Annotated in this window: 12 protein-coding genes; 8 read left to right on the top strand and 4 right to left on the bottom strand. The window is 58.7% G+C overall.

Annotation, left to right across the window (positions count from 1 at the left end):
* Nucleotides 1-21: 21 nt before the first annotated feature.
* Nucleotides 22-1,926 carry a 1-deoxy-D-xylulose-5-phosphate synthase gene (gene dxs / locus ABGT65_RS06280; RefSeq protein WP_346700627.1) on the bottom strand — a complete coding sequence of 635 codons (1,905 nt, stop codon included), beginning with the start codon at nucleotides 1,924-1,926 and terminating at the stop codon, nucleotides 22-24.
* 81 nt (nucleotides 1,927-2,007) lie between these two features.
* Here dxs and pyrH point away from each other — a divergent pair, with 81 nt between their 5' ends.
* From pyrH to frr, 3 genes are read left to right on the top strand one after another with little or no spacing between them, the layout of a single operon-like run.
* Entirely contained in the window at nucleotides 2,008-2,715 is a 708-nt protein-coding gene (gene pyrH, locus ABGT65_RS06275) for a UMP kinase (RefSeq protein WP_346700626.1), read from the top strand.
* Between the two features lie 4 nt (nucleotides 2,716-2,719).
* Entirely contained in the window at nucleotides 2,720-3,328 is a 609-nt protein-coding gene (locus ABGT65_RS06270) for a redoxin domain-containing protein (protein WP_346700624.1), read from the top strand.
* Between the two features lie 48 nt (nucleotides 3,329-3,376).
* Nucleotides 3,377-3,934 (top strand): ribosome recycling factor, encoded by a 558-nt coding sequence (frr, locus tag ABGT65_RS06265; RefSeq protein ID WP_346700622.1) that lies wholly within the window; start codon nucleotides 3,377-3,379, stop codon nucleotides 3,932-3,934.
* Between the two features lie 172 nt (nucleotides 3,935-4,106).
* Here the strand turns inward: frr and ABGT65_RS06260 are convergent, their stop codons facing one another.
* Nucleotides 4,107-5,513, bottom strand: coding sequence for an alpha/beta fold hydrolase (locus ABGT65_RS06260; protein WP_346700621.1), 1,407 nt, complete (start codon nucleotides 5,511-5,513; stop codon nucleotides 4,107-4,109).
* A 140-nt stretch (nucleotides 5,514-5,653) separates the two neighbouring features.
* The gene (gene pckA / locus ABGT65_RS06255; RefSeq protein WP_346700619.1) at nucleotides 5,654-7,258 is read right to left on the bottom strand and encodes a phosphoenolpyruvate carboxykinase (ATP); all 1,605 of its coding nucleotides are present in this window, start codon (nucleotides 7,256-7,258) and stop codon (nucleotides 5,654-5,656) included.
* Between the two features lie 353 nt (nucleotides 7,259-7,611).
* Here pckA and hemW point away from each other — a divergent pair, with 353 nt between their 5' ends.
* The 5 genes from hemW (at nucleotide 7,612) to ABGT65_RS06230 (ending at nucleotide 18,127) form a co-directional block, all read left to right on the top strand.
* Nucleotides 7,612-8,724, top strand: a complete 1,113-nt coding sequence (gene hemW / locus ABGT65_RS06250) for a radical SAM family heme chaperone HemW (protein WP_346700617.1) — start codon at nucleotides 7,612-7,614, stop codon at nucleotides 8,722-8,724.
* Between the two features lie 156 nt (nucleotides 8,725-8,880).
* Complete coding sequence (gene glgP / locus ABGT65_RS06245) at nucleotides 8,881-13,131, top strand: alpha-glucan family phosphorylase (protein WP_346700616.1); 4,251 nt, start codon at nucleotides 8,881-8,883, stop codon at nucleotides 13,129-13,131.
* Nucleotides 13,132-13,245: 114 nt separating this feature from the next.
* On the top strand, nucleotides 13,246-15,342 hold the full coding sequence (locus tag ABGT65_RS06240) for a glycogen debranching enzyme N-terminal domain-containing protein (protein WP_346700614.1): 2,097 nt from the start codon (nucleotides 13,246-13,248) through the stop codon (nucleotides 15,340-15,342).
* Between the two features lie 241 nt (nucleotides 15,343-15,583).
* On the top strand, nucleotides 15,584-16,903 hold the full coding sequence (locus ABGT65_RS06235; RefSeq protein ID WP_346700612.1) for a glycosyltransferase family 4 protein: 1,320 nt from the start codon (nucleotides 15,584-15,586) through the stop codon (nucleotides 16,901-16,903).
* Between the two features lie 12 nt (nucleotides 16,904-16,915).
* Complete coding sequence (locus ABGT65_RS06230) at nucleotides 16,916-18,127, top strand: glycoside hydrolase family 57 protein (protein ID WP_346700610.1); 1,212 nt, start codon at nucleotides 16,916-16,918, stop codon at nucleotides 18,125-18,127.
* Nucleotides 18,128-18,425: 298 nt separating this feature from the next.
* Here the strand turns inward: ABGT65_RS06230 and ABGT65_RS06225 are convergent, their stop codons facing one another.
* The gene (locus tag ABGT65_RS06225; RefSeq protein WP_346700608.1) at nucleotides 18,426-19,259 is read right to left on the bottom strand and encodes a hypothetical protein; all 834 of its coding nucleotides are present in this window, start codon (nucleotides 19,257-19,259) and stop codon (nucleotides 18,426-18,428) included.
* Between the last annotated feature and the right edge of the window lie 187 nt (nucleotides 19,260-19,446).

Raw genomic sequence — 19,446 nt, 5'->3', positions numbered from 1 at the left:
TATACAGCAAGGGAAAAAGAGTTATTCCCGTTCGGCCGACGGTCCCGGAAAGCGGGCTGAAAGCAGCGCCCGGAGGATTCCCTCCTCGTCATAGCCGCAAAGGGCCCTCAACTGCGCGGGAGTTCCGTGCTCGACCCACGCATCGCCGATGCCGAGGCGCGTAACCTGCACGTCGTATCCGCGAGAGGTGAAGAAGACCGTGACGGCCTCGCCGACCCCGCCGCACAGACAGCCGTCCTCGACGGTGACGACCCGCCGGAAGCGGCGCCCCACCTCGTCGAGCAGCGTCTCATCAAGGGGTTTCACGAAACGCAGGTCGTAATGGGCCGCTTCGACGCCCGCGGCCGCAGCGCGTTCGGCCGCACGGGCCGCGGCATTCCCGACCGTTCCGACGGTCACCAGCGCCACATCGCTCCCCTCGCGCAGTTTCCGTCCCCGGCCCACCGGCAGCGCCTCGAACGCCACACCGCGCCACGGCAGTCCTTCGCCGCACCCGCGCGGATAGCGGATCATGAAGGGATGGCCGGACTGGAGTGCCGTATACATCAGGTTGCGGAGTTCGGGTTCGTTCATCGGAGCGGCGATCGTCAGTCCCGGGATGGCCCGGAAGGCCTCCATGTCGAAGACGCCGTGGTGGGTGACGCCGTCCTCGCCGACCAGCCCGCCCCGGTCGAGGCACATCACCACCGGAAGGTCCTGGATCGCCACGTCGTGAATCACGTTGTCGTAGGCGCGCTGCATGAAGGTCGAGTAGATGTTGCAAAAGGGGACCATCCCCGCGGCGGCGAGTCCCGCCGAGAAGGTCACGGCGTGCCCCTCGGCAATTCCGACATCAAAACAGCGGTCGGGCATCTCGCGCAGGAGGATATTCATCGAACAGCCTGTCGGCATGGCGGGCGTGACGCCCACGACCCGCTTGTCACGCCGGGCCAGTTCGAGCAGCGTCTCGCCGAAGACATCCTGGTAGCGGGCCGGACCCTCCGGGGGTGCGATACGCTCGCCCGTATCGGGATTGAAGCGCCCGGGAGCGTGCCATACCGGCTGGTCGTGCTCGGCGGGCAGGTAGCCTTTGCCCTTCACCGTCAAGACGTGCAGCAGTTTCGGACCCTCGATGTCGCGCATCGCTCGAAGTGTCCGCACCAACTCCTTGAGGTTGTGGCCGTCCACCGGTCCGAAGTAGCGGAAATTGAGGCTCTCGAAGAAGTTGCTCTTGTTCAGCAGCCCCTGTTTGACGGCGTTGCCCGCCTTCTGGCAGAGGCGCAACAGCCGCGGCGTATGCGACAGGATGTCCCACAGCCGCTGTTTGAAGCGGTTGTAGTGCACCGACGTGGAGATCTTCAGCAGGTAGTTTTTCAGCGCTCCCGTGGCCTGGTCGATGGCCATGTTGTTGTCGTTGAGAATCACCAGCAGGTTCGTCCGTTTCGAGGCTCCGGCGTTGTTCAGCCCCTCGAAGGCCAGGCCGCCGGTCATCGAACCGTCGCCGATCACAGCCACGACGTGGTATTTCTCGCCCCGCAGTTCGGCCGCCTTGGCCATACCGAAAGCCGCCGAGATCGACACCGAGGCATGACCGCCCCCGAAAGCGTCGTACTCGCTCTCGGACATGCGCGGGAAACCGCTGATCCCGCCCAACTGCCGTTTGGTGCGAAACGCTTCGCGGCGTCCCGTGATGATCTTGTGGGCGTAGGTCTGGTGTCCGACGTCCCAGACGATCCGGTCCTCCGGCGTATCGTAGACATAGTGCAGAGCCGCAGCCAGTTCCACGGTCCCGAGGCTCGATGCCAGGTGCCCCGGATTCACCGAACACTCCTCGATGATGTAGTGCCGCAACTCGTCGCAGTAACGGCGCAACTCCTCCGGCGTGAGTTGCTTCAGCTCCCGCGGCGACGAAATCCGGTCCAGCAGTTTATGATCTTCGCACGACATTTGGGAGACAAAGATACGAAATAATAGAGAATTTTTTCGAAAATTTTCCTATCTTCGCATAACGGTTAAATCATACGCGCGATGAAATACAAACGGATACTCCTGAAGTTGAGCGGCGAATCGCTCCAGGGTGCTCAGAAATACGGTCTCTCGCCCGAAGTGCTGCAATCCTACGCCGAACAGATCAAGGCCGCGGCCGCTACGGGCGTCCAGATCGGAATCGTCATCGGAGGAGGCAACATCTTCCGCGGGCTCTCCGGAGCCAAAAAGGGCTTCGACCGCGTGAAGGGCGACCAGATGGGAATGCTCGCCACGATCATCAACTCCCTGGCCCTGCAATCCGCACTCGAAGACAACGGGGTCAAGTGCAAGGTCCTCACCTCGATCCGCATGGAACCCATCGGAGAATACTTCTCCAAGGCCCGCGCCATCGAGTACCTCCAGGCCGGATACGTCGTCATCATCGGCGGAGGCACCTCCAACCCCTACTTCACCACCGATTCCGCATCGGCGCTGCGCGGCATCGAGATCGAAGCCGACGTGCTGCTGAAGGGGACCCGCGTCGACGGGGTCTACACCGCCGACCCAGAAAAGGACCCCACGGCCACGAAATTCGCCGAAATCACCTTCGAGGAGGTACTCGACCGCCGTCTGAAAGTCATGGACCTTACGGCCTTCACCCTCTGCCGCGAAAACGGCCTCAAAATCATCGTATTCGACATGGATACCCCCGGCAACCTCGAACGGGTCCTCGCCGGCGAACCCATCGGAACCCTCGTAAAACACTGATTCTATGCCCATCCGAAAACCCCGCAGAAAAAGCAACCGCCAGCTGTGGATCATGATCGCGCTAATCGTCGTCATCATCGCCGTCATCGCCCTGCTTCCCTCCGGCAATGAACCCGCCCGCGAAACGAACAACAAACCCGCCCGCGAAACAAACGAAATCGAGGCCACAACACTCGTCAAGGCCGGAGACATGGCCCCGGACTTCACCGTCGAGATGTTCGACGGAAGCACGGTCTCGCTCGCCGAACTCCGCGGAAAGGTCGTCCTGCTCAACTTCTGGGCCACATGGTGCCCGCCCTGCCGCGAAGAGCTGACACACGTCCAAAAGGAGATCATCGACCGGTTCGCCGGACAACCTTTCGTCTTCCTGCCCGTCTCGCGCGGCGAGAGCCGGGCCGACGTCGCCGCATTCCGCGAAAAGACCGGATACGAATTCCCCATGGGACTCGACCCCACACGCACCGTCTATGACCGCTTCGCATCGAACTACATCCCCCGCAACTTCCTCATCGATGCCAAGGGCAGGGTCGTCACGGCAACCGTAGGTTTCGACAACCTGGAATTCAAGGAGCTGATCCAAACCATCGAAGCTACCCTCGAAAAGGCCGAATAATCCACCGACCGAGAGAAAACGACAATAAATCAAACCGATACTTGCAATATGGATACCAAGACTATTCTCAACGACGCTTCGTCCCGGATGCAGAAGGCCATCGACCATTTCGAAGAGGAACTCCTCAACGTGCGCGCCGGAAAAGCCTCGCCCAATGTCCTCAACGGCGTTATGGTCGACTATTTCGGTTCGCAGGTGCCCGTATCGGGTGCCGCCAGCGTCACCGTCCCCGACGCCAAGACCATCCTGATCCAGCCCTGGGACAAGAAGATGCTCCGCCCCATCGAAAAGGCCATCCTCGACTCCAACATCGGGCTCACCCCCTCGAACAACGGCGAAACCATCCGCCTCACGATCCCGCCCCTGACCGAGGAGCGCCGCAAGGAGTTGGTCAAACAGGTCCGCGGTGAGGCCGAAACCGCCCGCATCAGCCTGAGGAATGCCCGGCGCGATGCCGTCGACGCCTTCAAGAAGGCCCAGAAGGAGGGGATGCCCGAGGATGAATCGAAAGACGGCGAAAACCAGTCGCAGAAACTCCTCGAAAAATTCTCCAAGACGCTGGACGAAATCCTCGCCAAAAAGGAGAAGGAGATCATGACCGTCTGAGACCCGGACACGAACCGCCTTTTACGAAAGAATCCGACCGCTTGCCCGCGGTCGGATTTTTCGTGAAGAGGGGGGGGGTAAGGCGGACGACAGAATGAGCGGTGGAAACGGAGTAGCGTCGGGAAAGGCGGAGGCAAGGCTGCACCCCGCCTCCGGTTGGTCCCCGCCCCGCCTACTCGCCAAGCGGCCTGAGCGACCCGATCCAGGCCGCCAGATCGGCCAGCACCGCGGGAGAAAAGGTCTCTTCGATCGTCTCGTACTCCGCAACGTCACCCGTCGTACAGTGCTGGAACAAATGGTTCAAACTCGGGTACTCCTTCACCGTGAGAAGTTCCGAGTCACCGAGCAACCGCCGGACCGCCCCAAGATTCACCCCGGCATCGACCTGGCGGTCCAAAGCCCCGTTCAGGGCCAATACGGGGCGGTCGCCCGTGCGGCGGATCGCTTCCGAAGGATCGAACGTCAGGAAATGGTACACCCACGGCGACGCCGCAGCTCCGTCCAGCAGGCGGAGGATATGCGTGCGGAGCGTCTCCGGCAGGGCCTGCACCTCCGGATCGGCCGAAAGTTCGGCCTTCAGCGCCGACAACCGCCCCGGCAGTTCCGCCAGTGGTGTCGCCCGCAGCATCGCGTGGCACCGCCCGATCAGACGGCAGCAGACATCGATCATCGGAGCATCCAGCCCCTGCAACTCCATGGCCCGGCGGTTCTGGAGCAGGCTCAGACGGCCGCCCGGCACCAAACCGCCCGCCAGCGACACTACAAACGCCACCGCAGGCTCCTCCGCAGCCGCCAGGAAGGCGATCGTCCCGCCCTCGCTGTGGCCGAGGATTCCGATCCGCACCGCATCGAAACCCGGTTGCGCCCGCAACCAGTCGACGGCTCCCAGGGCATCAAGCGCGAAATCCGCCGTCGTGGCATCCGCCAGCAGCGCCCGCTGTTCCGCCTCCGAAGCGCCGAAGCCCCGATCGTCGTAACGCAGCACGGCAATGCCCCGGCGGGTCAGGTAATCGGCAATCACCCAGAACGGCTTATGGTCGAAAAGCTCCTCGTCGCGGTTCTGCAGGCCGCTGCCCGTCACCAGCACAACCGCCGCCCGCAGCGGCAGCGAGTCGGGAAGTGTCAGCGTCCCCGCAAGCGTCACTCCCGCCGCCCGGCTCGGAAAGGTCACCTCCCGGGTCGCATACGGAAAGGGCGGCTGCGGGGTTTGGGGGCGCCGCGGAGCCTCCCGTCGCGTAAACAGCAGCATCGAAGAGCGTCCGAACTGTACAAACTCCCCCATCAGCATCCCGCCCGGCAGCAGATTCCCGCGGAACGAAGCGTTCAGGGCCCCGATCCGGAACGTCAGCTCCCCGCCGCGGAAGGCGACCGAATCGACCGGGATTCCCCGCACCCCCTGATCGGGGCTGTCCAACGTCGCCGTATAGCCGTCGGGCGATGCCGCGATGCGGAAAACGAGCCGCAGGCTGGCAGCATCCATCGAAAGGGTGCCCTCCCAGACCCCGGCAGGCTCCTGCGCCGCACTGCCCAACGGCAGAAACAGCAACAAAACAACCAGCAATTGCAACTTTCTTATCATAGCGTAATTCTCGAAAAGGAGATTCCGGCAGGAACGGTTTCCGCCAAAATTACGAAAATTTCCGGTTCTTGTCGTCCCCGACCGCACAAAAAGCGGGAGGCCGACATCGACCTCCCGCACAAGATTTTCGGTATCGAAGATTAGAGCTTCGGACCGGCAGCAACAAGCGCCTTGCCGGCCTCGTTGCCCGTGAACTTCGCAAAGTTCTTGATGAAGCGGCCAGCCAGATCCTTGGCCTTCACATCCCAGTCGGCGGCATTCGCATAGGTGTCGCGCGGATCCAGGATCTTCGAATCGACACCCGGCAGCTCCGTCGGAACCACGAAGTCGAAGATCGGCATCGTCTTGGTCGGAGCCTTGTCGATCGAACCGTCGAGGATCGCGTCGATAATGCCGCGCGTATCCTTGATCGAGATACGCTTGCCCGTGCCGTTCCAACCCGTGTTCACCAGGTAAGCCTTGGCGCCCGACTTCTCCATCTTCTTCACCAGCTCCTCACCGTACTTCGTCGGGTGCAGCGACAGGAAGGCTGCTCCGAAGCAGGCCGAGAAGGTCGGCGTCGGCTCCGTGATACCGCGCTCCGTTCCGGCCAGCTTGGCCGTGAAGCCCGACAGGAAGTAGTATTTCGTCTGTTCCGGAGTCAGAATCGACACCGGAGGCAGCACGCCGAATGCGTCGGCCGAGAGGAAGATCACCTTCTTGGCAGCCGGAGCCTTCGATACCGGCTTTACGATGTTCTCGATGTGGAAGATCGGGTACGATACGCGGGTGTTCTCCGTTACCGACTTGTCGGCGTAGTCGATCTTGCCCTTCTTGTCAACCGTCACGTTCTCCAGCAGCGCGTTGCGGCGGATCGCGTTCCAGATGTCCGGTTCGTTCTCCTGCGAGAGGTTGATCACCTTGGCGTAGCAGCCGCCCTCGAAGTTGAAGACGCCGTCATCGTCCCAGCCGTGCTCGTCGTCGCCGATAAGCTGGCGCTTCGGGTCCGTCGAAAGCGTCGTCTTGCCCGTGCCCGACAGTCCGAAGAAGATCGCCGTCTCGCCCTTCTCGTTCGTGTTCGCCGAGCAGTGCATCGAAGCCATGCCCTTCAGCGGAAGCAGGTAGTTCATGTACGAGAACATACCCTTCTTCATCTCACCGCCGTACCACGTATTGATGATCACCTGCATCTTCTCCGTCAGGTTGAACACAACGGCCGTCTCCGAATTCAGACCCAGCTTCTTGTAGTTCTTCACCTTGGCCTTCGAAGCGTTCAGAACCACGAAGTCCGGCTCACCGTACTTCTCCAGCTCCTCGTCCGTCGGACGGATGAACATGTTCTTTACGAAGTGGGCCTGCCAGGCTACCTCCATGATGAAGCGGATCTTCAGACGCGAGTTCTCGTTCGCGCCGCAGAACGTGTCGACCACGTAGAGTTTCTTGTTCGAAAGCTCCTCGGCGGCAATCTTCTTCAGCTCCTTCCAGGCGGCCTTCGTCACGGGCTTGTTGTCGTTCTTGTACTCGTCCGACGTCCACCAGATCGTATCCTTCGTGGTCTCGTCCATTACGAAGAACTTGTCCTTGGGCGAACGGCCCGTGTAGACGCCCGTCATGACGTTCACGGCGCCCGTCTCGGTCAGCTGGCCCTTCTCGTAGCCGCGAAGGCCCTTCTTCGTCTCCTCACGGAACAGTTCGTCGTAGGAGGGGTTGTACACGATCTCGGTAACACCCGTGATCCCGTACTTTCTCAGATCCATCTTGTCCATAACTTTTTATTTTTTAATTAAACCTCAATCCGTAACCTAACGTCCGGAGATTCCAAAATAGTACACACCCGGACGGCACAAAGGTAAAAAAACTTTTAGAATTGTGAAGAAAATAACAGTCAAAATTACGAAAATTTTTTATTATCACGCCCCGGGCTTCACGGGGCCCCTTCCGAAAGCGCTCCGCTCCCCTGGAACACCCGCCGGAACCTTTGGAAACAACCCCTGCGAAAACCGGGCCGGAATCCGAATTCCCGTCCCCGGGGTTCCGAAATGACAGTCCCGAAAAGAAAAATCTTCCATTCCGAAAAAAATTTCAGCCGATCCGATTATTTTTATTAACTTTGGATGTTATGGCCGGACTCTACCTCCATATCCCCTTCTGCAAGCGCATCTGCGCCTATTGCGACTTCTTCAAGGAGGTCGGGACAGCCCGTATGCCCGCCCTCGCCGACACCATGCACCGCGAACTCGAGCACCGCAGGGAATATTTGGGACAGGAGCCGATCCGGACCCGCTATTTCGGAGGCGGAACCCCCTCGCTCTGCCCGCCCGAACTCCTGGGCGGACTGCTGGAGCACGCCGCCCGGATCTTCGACTGCTCACACGTCGAGGAGACCACCCTCGAAGCCAACCCCGACGACCTCACCTCCCCATACCTCGACGCCCTCCGGCGCATCGGCATCGACCGCCTCTCGATCGGCATCCAGTCCTTCGACGACGACTGCCTGCGCCTGATGAACCGCCGACACAACGCCGCACAGGCCCTTCAGGCCGTCCGGGATGCCCGGAATGCCGGATTCGAGAACATCACCGTCGACCTGATCTTCGGCATCCCCGGTTTCGGCGGAGACTCGCTCCGCAGGACCCTCGACCGCACCCTCGAACTCGGCGTGGAGCACATCTCGGCATACCACCTGACCATCGAGCCCGGAACCGCTTTCGGCCGCCGGGCGGAACGCGGAACCTTCGCCCCGGTCGACGAGGAGGTCAGCGAGGCGGAATTCGCCCTCGTACACGAAACCCTCACCCGAGCCGGATTCGAACACTACGAGGTCTCGAATTTCGCACGCCCCGGATGTCGCGCCCGCCACAACGCCGCCTACTGGAACGGCTCGAAATACCTCGGAATCGGCCCCGCCGCCCACTCCTTCGACGGCCGGGAACGACACTGGAACGTCGCATCCGTCGAACGCTACATCAACGGCGAAGCCCCCGAAACCGAAACCCTCTCCGACCGCGACCGCTTCAACGAATATGTCATGACCCGGCTGCGAACCGCCGAGGGGATCGACCTCCGCGACGCGGAAGCCCGTTTCGGTTCGGAACGGACCGACCGACTGAAAAAACTGGCCTCCGCCTGGCTGCAATCAGGAACCGTAGTCTTTTCCGACCGGCGTCTGAACATTCCGGCCCCGAAAATGCTCCTCTCCGATGCCGTGATCGAAGCGCTCTTCGAAACGTAACCGAAGATGCAACCAAGTGAAACAGAAATGTTAAGTTATTCTTAAATATTTTTAGAAACTAAAATTGGAATTGTTTTATCTAAATATAAGTATTACCTTTGCGGCCGGATTCAAATCCGTTCGTCACGAATTACAAACAAGCGATTAAGTAAGTATATGAGCAACGCTAAACACACTCCCGATTTCCTGTTCGAAGTAAGCTGGGAGGTATGCAACAAGGTGGGCGGAATCCACACCGTCATCTCCACCAAGGCACAAACCGTAACCCGAAAATTCGCAGACCGATATCTCCTGATCGGACCGGACCTCTCCCACGAAGGCGTCAACCCCGAATTCGAAGAGGACCCCAATCTGCTGAAAGCCTGGAGACAGGGTCTCTACAATGAAGGTATCCGCGTGCGCGCCGGACACTGGAAAATAAAGGGCGAACCCAAAGTCCTCCTCGTCGACTTCTCCTCGCTGATCCCCCGCAAGGACGAAATTCTCAAAAGCCTTTGGGAATCCTATCACGTGGACTCCATCTCCGGACAGTGGGACTATGTCGAACCCGTACTCTTCGGCTGGGCCGCCGGCGTCGTGATCGCGTCCTACGCCAACACCTTCGGAACCCCCACCGAAAAGGCCGTGGCTCACTTCCATGAGTGGCAGACCGCGGCCGGAGGCCTCTACCTGCGGAACCACTCCCCCTATGTGGCCACCGTATTCACCACCCATGCGACCGTCATGGGCCGATGCATCGCCGGAAACCGCCTCCCGCTCTACAACGACCTCACGAAATTCAACGCCGACGAACTTGCCCGGCGCTTCAACGTCGTGGCCAAGCACTCCATCGAAAAGATGGCCGCGACATACCACGACGCCTTCCTTACCGTCAGCGACATCACCGCAAACGAGTGCAAATACCTCCTCGGACGCGAACCCGATGCCATAACCCCCAACGGTTTCGAAAACGACTTCGTCTGGTCCGGCGACGAGTACTACGCCAAACGGGACGAGGCCCGGAAAGCCATGATCTCCGTCGCCGAAGCCTGCCTCGGCGAGAAATTCCACGGAGATCCCCTCATCGTCGGGACCAGCGGACGCTACGAATTCCGCAACAAGGGCATCGATGTCTTCATCGAGTCGCTCAAGCTCCTCGCCCAGTCGGACAAGCTCCAGCGTGAAATCCTCGCGTACATCACCGTCCCGGCCGGGAACCGCGGCCCCCGCGTCGACCTCCAGGCCCACCTGGCAAACCCCGCGAACCCCATCGACGAAAAACAGTACAAATACTCGACCCACTATCTGGAAAACCAGACCTGGGACCCCATCGTGAACGCCCTCAAGGAGAGCCCCCTCACACAGCCCGGTTCGAAAGTAAAGGTCATCTTCGTCCCCACGTACCTCAACCGCGCAGACGGGATCTTCAACAAGGATTACTACGAGCTCCTCGTCGGCATGGACCTCACGGTATACCCCTCCTACTACGAACCCTGGGGATACACCCCGCTGGAGTCCGTGGCCTTCTCCGTCCCGACCGTCACCACAACCCTCGCCGGATTCGGCCTCTGGGTCGACAAGCAGCGCGAACACGCCGGGGTCGAGGTCATCCGCCGCGACGACTACAACGACTCCGAAGTCGAGAATAAAATCGCAGAATTCCTCCTGCACTTCAGCCTCCTGGATGAGAAGCACGTCAACGAAATCCGGACCTCGGCCTTCGAAATCTCGATGACCGCTCTCTGGGAACACCTCTTCGCAGCCTACGAGCAGGCATACTCCGAAGCCGTCGAAAGCTCGATCGTCCGCACCAACCGCGCCATACTCGACGACGGAGGCGCCAAAACCGAACAGATCAACTTCGTCCGCCAGCAGCTCTTCGTCGAAAAACCGAACTGGAGCCGCATGATGGTCGACAAGACCCTCCCCAAACGCCTCCACGCCCTGGAGGAGCTCTCCCGAAACCTCTGGTGGTGCTGGAACCCCGGAGCCCGCGACCTCTTCGAGGGCATCGACCCCGCGCTCTGGGCCGAATGCGAAAGCAACCCCATCGCATTCCTCGACAAACTCAGCGTCGAGCGGATGCGCGAACTCGAAAAGGATACGAACTTCCTCGCCATACTGGATGCCGTACACACCCAGTTCCGCGACTACATGAACGAGAAGCCCGACCCCAAGGCCACCACGATCTCCTACTTCTCGATGGAGTACGGACTGCACTCCTCGCTGAAAATCTACTCCGGAGGCCTCGGAATCCTCGCCGGTGACTACCTCAAGGAGGCCTCGGACCGCAACGTCCCGATGGTTGCCGTAGGACTGCTCTACCGCTACGGATACTTCACCCAGCGGCTCTCCTCGCAGGGCGCACAGGAGGCAACCTACGAAGCCCAGAACTTCTACAAACTCCCCATCTCGCCCGTGCGCGACGAGGCCGGAAACTGGATGACCGTATCCATCGCATTCCCCGGACGTACGCTCCTGGCCCGCATCTGGAAATGCCAGGTCGGCCGTACCGACCTCTACCTGCTCGACGCCGACATCGAGGACAATCTCGAAGAGGACCGTCAGGTGACCCACTACCTCTACGGCGGCGACTGGGAGAACCGGCTCAAGCAGGAGATCCTGCTCGGTATCGGCGGTATCCGTGCCCTCCGGAAACTCGGAATCAAGCACGACGTGTACCACTGCAACGAGGGCCATGCCGCATTCATCGGCATCGAGCGAATCCGCGACCTGGTCAACCACCGCAAGCTCTCCTTCTCGGAGGCCCTGGAGGTCGTCCGCTCGTCGTCGCTCTTCACCACCCACACCCCCGTTCCGGCCGGACACGACGCATTCCCCGAGTCGATGATCCGCCAATACATGTCCCACTACCCCGACGTGCTCGGAATCACCTGGGAACAGTACATCAACCTCGGAAAGACGAACCCCAACGACCCGAACGAGAAATTCTCCATGTCGGTGCTCGCCTGCAACCTCTCCCAGGAGGTAAACGGCGTGTCGTGGCTCCACGGAGAGGTCTCGAAGGATATTCTCGGCAACATGTGGCCCGGATATTTCAAGAACGAACTCCACATCGGGTACGTCACCAACGGCGTGCACTTCCCAACCTGGATCGCAACCTCCCTGCGCCGGCTCTACGCCCGCTACTTTGCCGACGGATTCGAAGGACATACCTATGATATTCCCGCCTGGCAGAAGGTCCACAATATCCCCGATGCCGAACTCTGGGAGGAGCGCATGAAGCTTAAGAACCGACTCATCAAGCACATCCGCAAACGCTACAGCGACCCCAAACAGGTGCGCCTCGACTCCCCGAAGCAGATGCTCCAGGTCATCGAGGGGCTGCGCCCCGACGTCCTGACCATCGGATTCGCACGGCGGTTCGCAACCTACAAGCGCGCATACCTCCTCTTCACGAACCTCGACCGCCTCGCCGCCATCGTCAACAACAAGGAGCGCCCCGTACAGTTCATCTTCGCGGGCAAGGCCCACCCCAACGACAAGCCCGGCCAGGACCTCATCAAACGCATCGTCGAAGTGGCCGCCATGCCGCAGTTCGTGGGAAAGATCCTCTTCCTCCAGAACTACGACATGGAACTCGCCCGCCGCATGGTACAGGGTGTCGACGTCTGGCTCAATACCCCCACCCGGCCCCTGGAGGCTTCGGGCACCTCGGGCGAAAAGTGCGTCATGAACGGCGTCATGCAGTTCTCCGTCCTCGACGGATGGTGGGTCGAAGGATACAAGGAGGGAGCCGGCTGGGCACTCCCCATGGAACGGACCTTCACGGACCAGCACTTCCAGGACGAACTCGACGCCGAGATGATCTACAATACCATCGAGGAGCAGATCGCCCCGAAATATTACGCCCGCGATACGGACAGCATCCCCCACGAGTGGATCGCTTCCATCAAGAGGTGTATCGCTGACATCGCATCCAACTTCACCACGAACCGGATGCTGATCGACTACGAGGAGCGCTTCTACAACAAACTCGCGGCACGGAAACGCCGGATGGCCGACAACGCCTACCGGATGGCCCGCGAAATCGCGGCCTGGAAACGAAAGGTCTCCGCAGCATGGGATCAGGTCCGCGCCGTGGATGTACAGCGCGTCAAGATCGACAAGGAGGCCGTATACGTCGGTGAAAAGTATCGATTCTCCGTGACCGTGGACATCGCAAACCTCCGGCCCGAAGATATCGGAGTCGAAATGGTCCTCGCTCGCCAGATCGTCGGAGGGCAGTCCGTCAACGTAACGAAAACCATTCAGCTCGAACGGGTAAAGACCGAAGGAAGCCTGGTGACCTACGCTCTCGACTATACCCCCGATGAGGCCGGAACGTTCGATGTCGCATTGAGAATATATCCCTCAAACCCGAACCTCCCGCACCGGATGGATTTCGCGCTTGTAAAATGGGCTTAAACTCTTTTTGCGACCAAAAAACGGGAGAAAAAAAATGATCGATTTTCAGCAACCCTATTGTTGTTTTTCGATTTTTTGAATATCTTTAATGTCGAATAGCATTTTTTTAAGCATATGTCAGCATTAACCTTCGACAAAAGCGAACTCGGGAACCTGGAGTACTCCCTCCAGCGCGAAATGCTCGCTACCGACCGAATCGGCGGATACATGAGCACGACTATCGTCTGCTGCAATACGCGCCGATATCACGGATTGATCGTATCCCCGATCGATACCTCAGACCGGACCTATGTCCTCCTGTCGGCGCTCGACGAAACCATCATCCAGCACGACCAGACATTCAACCTGGCGCTCCACCGCTTCAAGGGGACTTACGAACCCCGGGGGCACAAGTACATCACCGACTTCGAGTACACCCCCACCCCCACCATTACCTATCGCGTGGGAGGCGTAATCCTCAAAAAGGAGATGCTCTGGATCCACAAGCGGACCCAGCTCATGATTCGTTACACGCTTGTCGATGCTCACTCCGAAACCCGGCTCAGGCTCCGGCCGTTCCTCGCGTTCCGCGACAAACATGCCCTGACCCATGCCAACATGGAGGCCGACGGCCACTCCTATCCCGCCGTAAACGGTGTGAAATGCAGACTCTACAGCTCATTCCCCTGGCTCTATCTCCAGACCAACAAGCCCGATACGGAGTTCGTGCCCGCTCCCGACTGGTACTACAACTTCGAGTACCTCCAGGACATCGCACGCGGATATGACGGATACGAGGACCTGATGACGACCGGATATTTCGAGACCGAACTCAAGAAGGGGGAAAGCATCATCTTCTCCGCGTCGCTTGACGAAATGGGATCCGCAAAGACCATCGAGGAGCTCTTCCAGGGCTCCATCGCCCGACGCACGCACAAGATCGACTTCATCAGCTGTCTCGAACACTCCGCCCGCCAGTTCCTGATCCGCCGCCCCGGAAACCGTACCGAGGTGATCGCAGGATACCCCTGGCACGGGGTTTCCGGACGACAGACCTTTGTCGCGCTGCCCGGAATCACGCTCCGCCAGAACCACAAAGAGGACTGCATCGATGCCCTCGACACCCAGGTCCGCAACATGTGCAACGGCATGTTCTGCGGAGACTTCTCCGCGGCCGCGGCCGCGGATACGCCCCTCTGGTTCTTCTGGACCCTCCAGCAGCTCGAAGCGCAGATCGGAGCCCAGGCCATCTGGGAACGATACGGCGAGGCCATGAAGCAGATCCTCGAATCATACAAGCAGGGAGTCGCAGGACGGGTCATCCTCAATGACAACGGACTGATCTGGGCTTCCGCGGAACGGACGCCACTGACGTGGATGAACTCCGTGATCGCAGGATTCCCCGTAACCCCGAGAAACGGATACCAGGTGGAGGTCAATGCGCTCTGGTACAATGCCGTATGCTACACCCTGAAACTCGCGGCTGAAAACGGAGACAAGAAGTTCGTCAAGGCCTGGGAGAAACTCCCCGAAAAGACAAAGGCCTCCTTCAACGAGCTCTTCCACCTCGCCGAAGGTTATCTGGCCGACTCCGTGGGATTCGAAGGCCCCGTCAAGGAGATCCGACCCAACATGATCATCGCCTGCGGGCTCCCCTACAAGATGCTCGACGAACAGGCGCAGCTCGAAGTCATCCAGACCGTCCGCCAGCACCTCCTCACCCCCAAGGGACTACGGACCCTATCACCCCGCAACCCCCTCTACAAGGGTTCGCAGGAGGGTACGCCCGAAGAGCGCGATTTCGCAGGAAAGAACGGTTCCGTTTGGCCCTGGCTCCTGGAGTTCTACGTCCAGGCCTGCTTCGACATCAACGGAGATGCCTTCCTGCCCCAGGCCGAGGAGATCCTCGAAGGATTTGAAGAGGACATCCAGTCCTATGGAATCGGGTCCATCGGTGAACTCTTCGATGCGGATCCCCCCTATGCGCCCCGCGGAGCTATCTCGCAGGCATGGAGCGTCGCTTCCGTACTGGACATCCACGCCATGATCCAGGCGCGCAAGGCGGACAAGGCCGAAACCCCGAAGAAGAAATCGACCCGGAAACCAGCCGCCAAAACAGCCGCAAAGGCGGAAGCCAAAAGCGAAAAGAAGGCCGAAACAAAAGCCGTAAAGAAAACCGCGACCAAAACCACGGCGAAAAAGGCCACGGCGAAAAAGGCCGCAACAAAATAAGAGCAAAAACTCGGTTCAACACCCCGGGCCCGTTCCTCCCCAGGCTAAGCACTTGGGGAGGACGGGCCAAAAGGAGCCAGCAAGAGGCGCAAGAAAGAGGGGGGGGGAAGGCGTGGAGACGCGCAACAGACACGTGAGAGAAGGCTGAAGTGAAAAGAGATGCCGGGAGCAACGACCGCACAGGATGTTGAACGACAATGTGACGAAACACAAGATACACAAGACAAAATTTAAATAAGACATGAAAGTATTGATGTTTGGATGGGAGTTCCCTCCCCATATCGCGGGTGGTTTGGGAACAGCCTGCTACGGAATGACCCGGGGACTGGCGCGAAACGGCGTGGACGTAACCTTTGTCGTACCCCACGCATACGGCGATGAGGACCAGCGGTTCACGCATGTCCTCAATGCCAGCGAGGTCGAGGCCCTCTACGGCTCTACCGGAAGCGGCGCCGATGACATCCTCGAAAAGATGTCGTTCATACACATCGACTCAAACATGGTCCCCTACATCTCCCCCGAAGAGTATGAATCCTACCACGAGAAATACGTCAAATCGGGACAGCGCGTCTGGTCCACGACCGACGCATGGAAGCAACGCTACACCTTCTCGGGAAAGTACGGGGCCAACCTGATGGAGGAGGTCGCCCGTTATGCCGTCGTGGCGGCACAGGTGGCGAAGGACCTCGAAGGACAGTTCGATGTAATCCACGCTCACGACTGGCTCACCTACTACGCCGGGATCGCCGCCAAACGTGTCTCCGGAAAACCCCTCGTCGTGCACATGCACGCAACGGAGTATGACCGAAGCGGAGAAAACGTGAATACCCAGGTCCACGCAATCGAGTTGAACGGAATGCGCGCTGCAGACCGCGTGATCGCAGTCTCCAACCTGACCCGCAATATCGTTATCAACCGTTACGGAATCCCCGCGGAGAAGGTCGTCACCGTACACAACGCCGTGCGATTCGCGGAAAATGATACCGCCGTCCCCGAACGCGGCGTCTCGGACAAGATCGTCACCTTCCTGGGCCGTATCACCTATCAGAAAGGACCCGACTACTTCGTCGAGGCCGCGGCCAAGGTCCTCAAGCGCCTCCCCAACGTCCGATTCGTCATGGCCGGATCCGGAGACATGATGAACCACGTCATCCGCCGGGTCGCACGGCTCGGAATCGCCGACCGTTTCCACTTCACAGGATTCCTCCGCGGAGAAGATGTCCACAAGATGTTCCAGCTCTCCGACGTGTATGTCATGCCGTCGGTATCCGAGCCCTTCGGAATCTCGCCTCTGGAGGCCATGCGCTCGAACGTCCCCGTCATCATCTCCAAACAGAGCGGCGTCGCCGAGGTCCTCGACTATGCCGTCAAGGTCGACTACTGGGATGTCGATGCCCTGGCCGATGCCATCTACGGCCTGATCGAGTATCCGGCCCTGGCCAAAATGTTCGCCTCGAAAGGCCTCGCAGAGGTCACCAACCTCAAGTGGAACGACGCAGCAGCCAAAATCAAAAAGGTCTACGAAGACGTGATCGAAGAGAGTAAGAATCAATCCAAATAGAAATACACCACCATGAAAACCGTTTGCCTCTACTTTCAGGTACATCAGCCCTGGCGTCTGAAAAAGTACCGCTTTTTCAACATGGGCAAGGACCATAACTACCTGGACGACCTCCAGAACCGCGCTATCATGCAGAAGGTCGCCCGCCTGTGTTACCTCCCGATGAACGCCTTGCTGCTCAAGCTCATCAAGGAGAACAAAGGAAAGTTCCGCTGCTCGTTCTCGATCACAGGCATCGCCATCGAACAGATGAAAGCCTTCGCTCCCGAAGTCCTCGATTCGTTCAAGGAACTCGCAGCTACGGGATGTGTGGAATTCCTCGCCGAAACCTACTCGCACTCCCTCGCAGCGCTCGCCTCCAAGGAGGATTTCGAAGAGCAGGTGAAACTCCACACGAACCTCATCAAGAAGGAGTTCGGCGTGAAACCCACCGCATTCCGGAATACCGAGCTGATCTACTCCGACGAAATCGGAGCCATGGTCGCCGGAATGGGATTCCGCACGATGCTCGCCGAGGGTGCCAAGCATATCCTCGGTTGGAAATCGCCCAACTACGTCTACGCAAACGCCATCGATCAGAAACTCCGGCTCCTGCTGCGCAACTACAAGCTCTCGGATGACATCGCATTCCGATTCTCCAACCAAAGCTGGGATCAGTGGCCCCTGACCGCCGACAAGTACGTACAGTGGCTCGCATCGGACGAAACCCCCGGAGAGGTCATCAACCTCTTTATGGATTACGAAACTTTCGGGGAACACCAGGCTGCCAATACCGGAATCTTCGAGTTCATGCGCGCCCTGCCCAAAGCCATTCTCGCCAAGAAGAACGGGCTGGAGTTCGCCACCGTAACCGAAGCCGCCAAGAAGTATCAGCCCGTTGCCGTGCTCCACTGCCCGCACGTGATGTCCTGGGCCGACGAGGAGCGTGACATCACCGCCTGGCTCGGAAACGAACTCCAGAACGAGGCGTTCTCGAAGCTCTATGCCCAGAAGGAGAAGGTGAAGGCCCTGAAAAATCCCGACTTCGACTACGTATGGAGCTTCATGCAGACCTCCGACCACTTCTATTACATGGCGACCAAGTGGCTGTCCGACGGGGACGTACACTCCTACTTCAACCCCTACGACTCGGCTTATGACGCCTTCATCAACTACATGAACGTCCTCTCGGACTTCATCATCGAGTTGGACAAGGCCGTAGCTGCCAAAAACGCCCGCAAATAAAACAAAGGACATCTGCCAACCCAAGCAAGCCGAAACGGGCCCTTCCCTGATGGAAGGGCCCGTTTTTCGATCGGAACGGTTCACGATCCGGACATCGGGCCACCGGCTCGGAACCCTCTGAGGCACAGTCGACAGGCAGACGAAAATAAGCCCATTCGGCATATTGCTTATACAGGGGCAGAACCGGATTATCCGCGTAGATTTCACGGGCTACATCGTCCGATACGCCAAAAAATGGCTTCGGACGGTACGACATTCAGGTACCGTCCGAAGCGTTATTGTCCGGTATGCCTTGCACTTATTTATAGAGTGCCTTGCCCAAATCTTCCAATCCGGCTTCTCCGGGCAGTCCTGGATAGGCTTGTTTCATGGCATCCACAAAAGCCTGTGCCGTATTGTTGGCTGCACGCAGCTCCTTCATCTTTTTCAGATAGGCGATCTTGAACTCTACGGCATCGCGTGCAGCCGCACCGCCGTGCCCGCCGATGAACAGCGCCGCACCCGAAGCCAATGAGTTTTCAGCTTCCGCGATTTCTGCATCGATAGCGGCAGAGGAAGAGATTTGCAGGTGGCTGACATGGGCCTTTGCAGGAGTCCAGTGGGTGTAATATGCCTTACCTCCAATCAGGATGCTGGCACCGGGAAAATCGGAACTTGCACCGGGGCGGAACTCGAAGGTAACCCCTGCCCATGTCTGAGTAGTGCCGAATGCCACCTCAGTTGCCTTGCCCGTAGGCATGTCTGTCAGAGTGTCACCGAATGCCTGGGCAAAGCCTTTCATCATGCCGCCATAGATCTCGCCTTTGGTAAATTCGGGCATACCCTCGGCCATCACCACATCGTGGCTTCCGGTTCCTCCCACATGATAGTCCGTGATACGTTTCTCCACGGGCTTGGACAGTTTGGAGAGATAAGTGTCGAACTCTGCCACATTGTCCTTGAACAGCGGCTGCTCCATCGTGACAAGTGCATCCTTGCCCTCGATGATGTAGCTTGCGTCGCCGAGAGCATCGTTGGTGTAATAAACATGCAGTCTGTAATTGCCGAGGTCATGTACCTCGAAACGTCCTTTAGTCTGTGCCATAGCTGTGATTGTTAAAAGATTCAACAAAATGAATAATACCTTCTTCATTGTTTTTTTGTTTTAATGGGTTTTTAATCGCCTTGCTTACTAAAAGTATCTTTGTTTCTTTTATGCTGCAAAGTAAGAAAGAGTTTTTTAATCCTGCAAGTAGGCACTTGAATGTCACATACTTACCAACAGGTAACCATTATTGTGTATGAGCCGGTTACAGACAAAAATATTTTTGAAAAAAGTT

It is taken from the genome of uncultured Alistipes sp., from assembly GCF_963931675.1.
In the GTDB taxonomy this organism is placed as follows: Bacteria; Bacteroidota; Bacteroidia; order Bacteroidales; family Rikenellaceae; genus Alistipes.
Note: the sequence above shows the minus strand (reverse complement) of the source record. Positions and strands in the feature narration are given on the sequence as shown.

Excerpts from the sequence above, each read along its gene's own strand:
- ABGT65_RS06240 (WP_346700614.1), top strand. The coding sequence starts at position 13,246 with ATGTCAGCATTAACCTTCGACAAAAGCGAACTCGGGAACCTGGAGTAC.
- pckA (WP_346700619.1), bottom strand. The coding sequence starts at position 7,258 with ATGGACAAGATGGATCTGAGAAAGTACGGGATCACGGGTGTTACCGAG.
- frr (WP_346700622.1), top strand. The coding sequence starts at position 3,377 with ATGGATACCAAGACTATTCTCAACGACGCTTCGTCCCGGATGCAGAAG.
- ABGT65_RS06230 (WP_346700610.1), top strand. The coding sequence starts at position 16,916 with ATGAAAACCGTTTGCCTCTACTTTCAGGTACATCAGCCCTGGCGTCTG.
- dxs (WP_346700627.1), bottom strand. The coding sequence starts at position 1,926 with ATGTCGTGCGAAGATCATAAACTGCTGGACCGGATTTCGTCGCCGCGG.
- ABGT65_RS06225 (WP_346700608.1), bottom strand. The coding sequence starts at position 19,259 with ATGAAGAAGGTATTATTCATTTTGTTGAATCTTTTAACAATCACAGCT.
- hemW (WP_346700617.1), top strand. The coding sequence starts at position 7,612 with ATGGCCGGACTCTACCTCCATATCCCCTTCTGCAAGCGCATCTGCGCC.
- ABGT65_RS06260 (WP_346700621.1), bottom strand. The coding sequence starts at position 5,513 with ATGATAAGAAAGTTGCAATTGCTGGTTGTTTTGTTGCTGTTTCTGCCG.
- ABGT65_RS06235 (WP_346700612.1), top strand. The coding sequence starts at position 15,584 with ATGAAAGTATTGATGTTTGGATGGGAGTTCCCTCCCCATATCGCGGGT.
- glgP (WP_346700616.1), top strand. The coding sequence starts at position 8,881 with ATGAGCAACGCTAAACACACTCCCGATTTCCTGTTCGAAGTAAGCTGG.
- ABGT65_RS06270 (WP_346700624.1), top strand. The coding sequence starts at position 2,720 with ATGCCCATCCGAAAACCCCGCAGAAAAAGCAACCGCCAGCTGTGGATC.
- pyrH (WP_346700626.1), top strand. The coding sequence starts at position 2,008 with ATGAAATACAAACGGATACTCCTGAAGTTGAGCGGCGAATCGCTCCAG.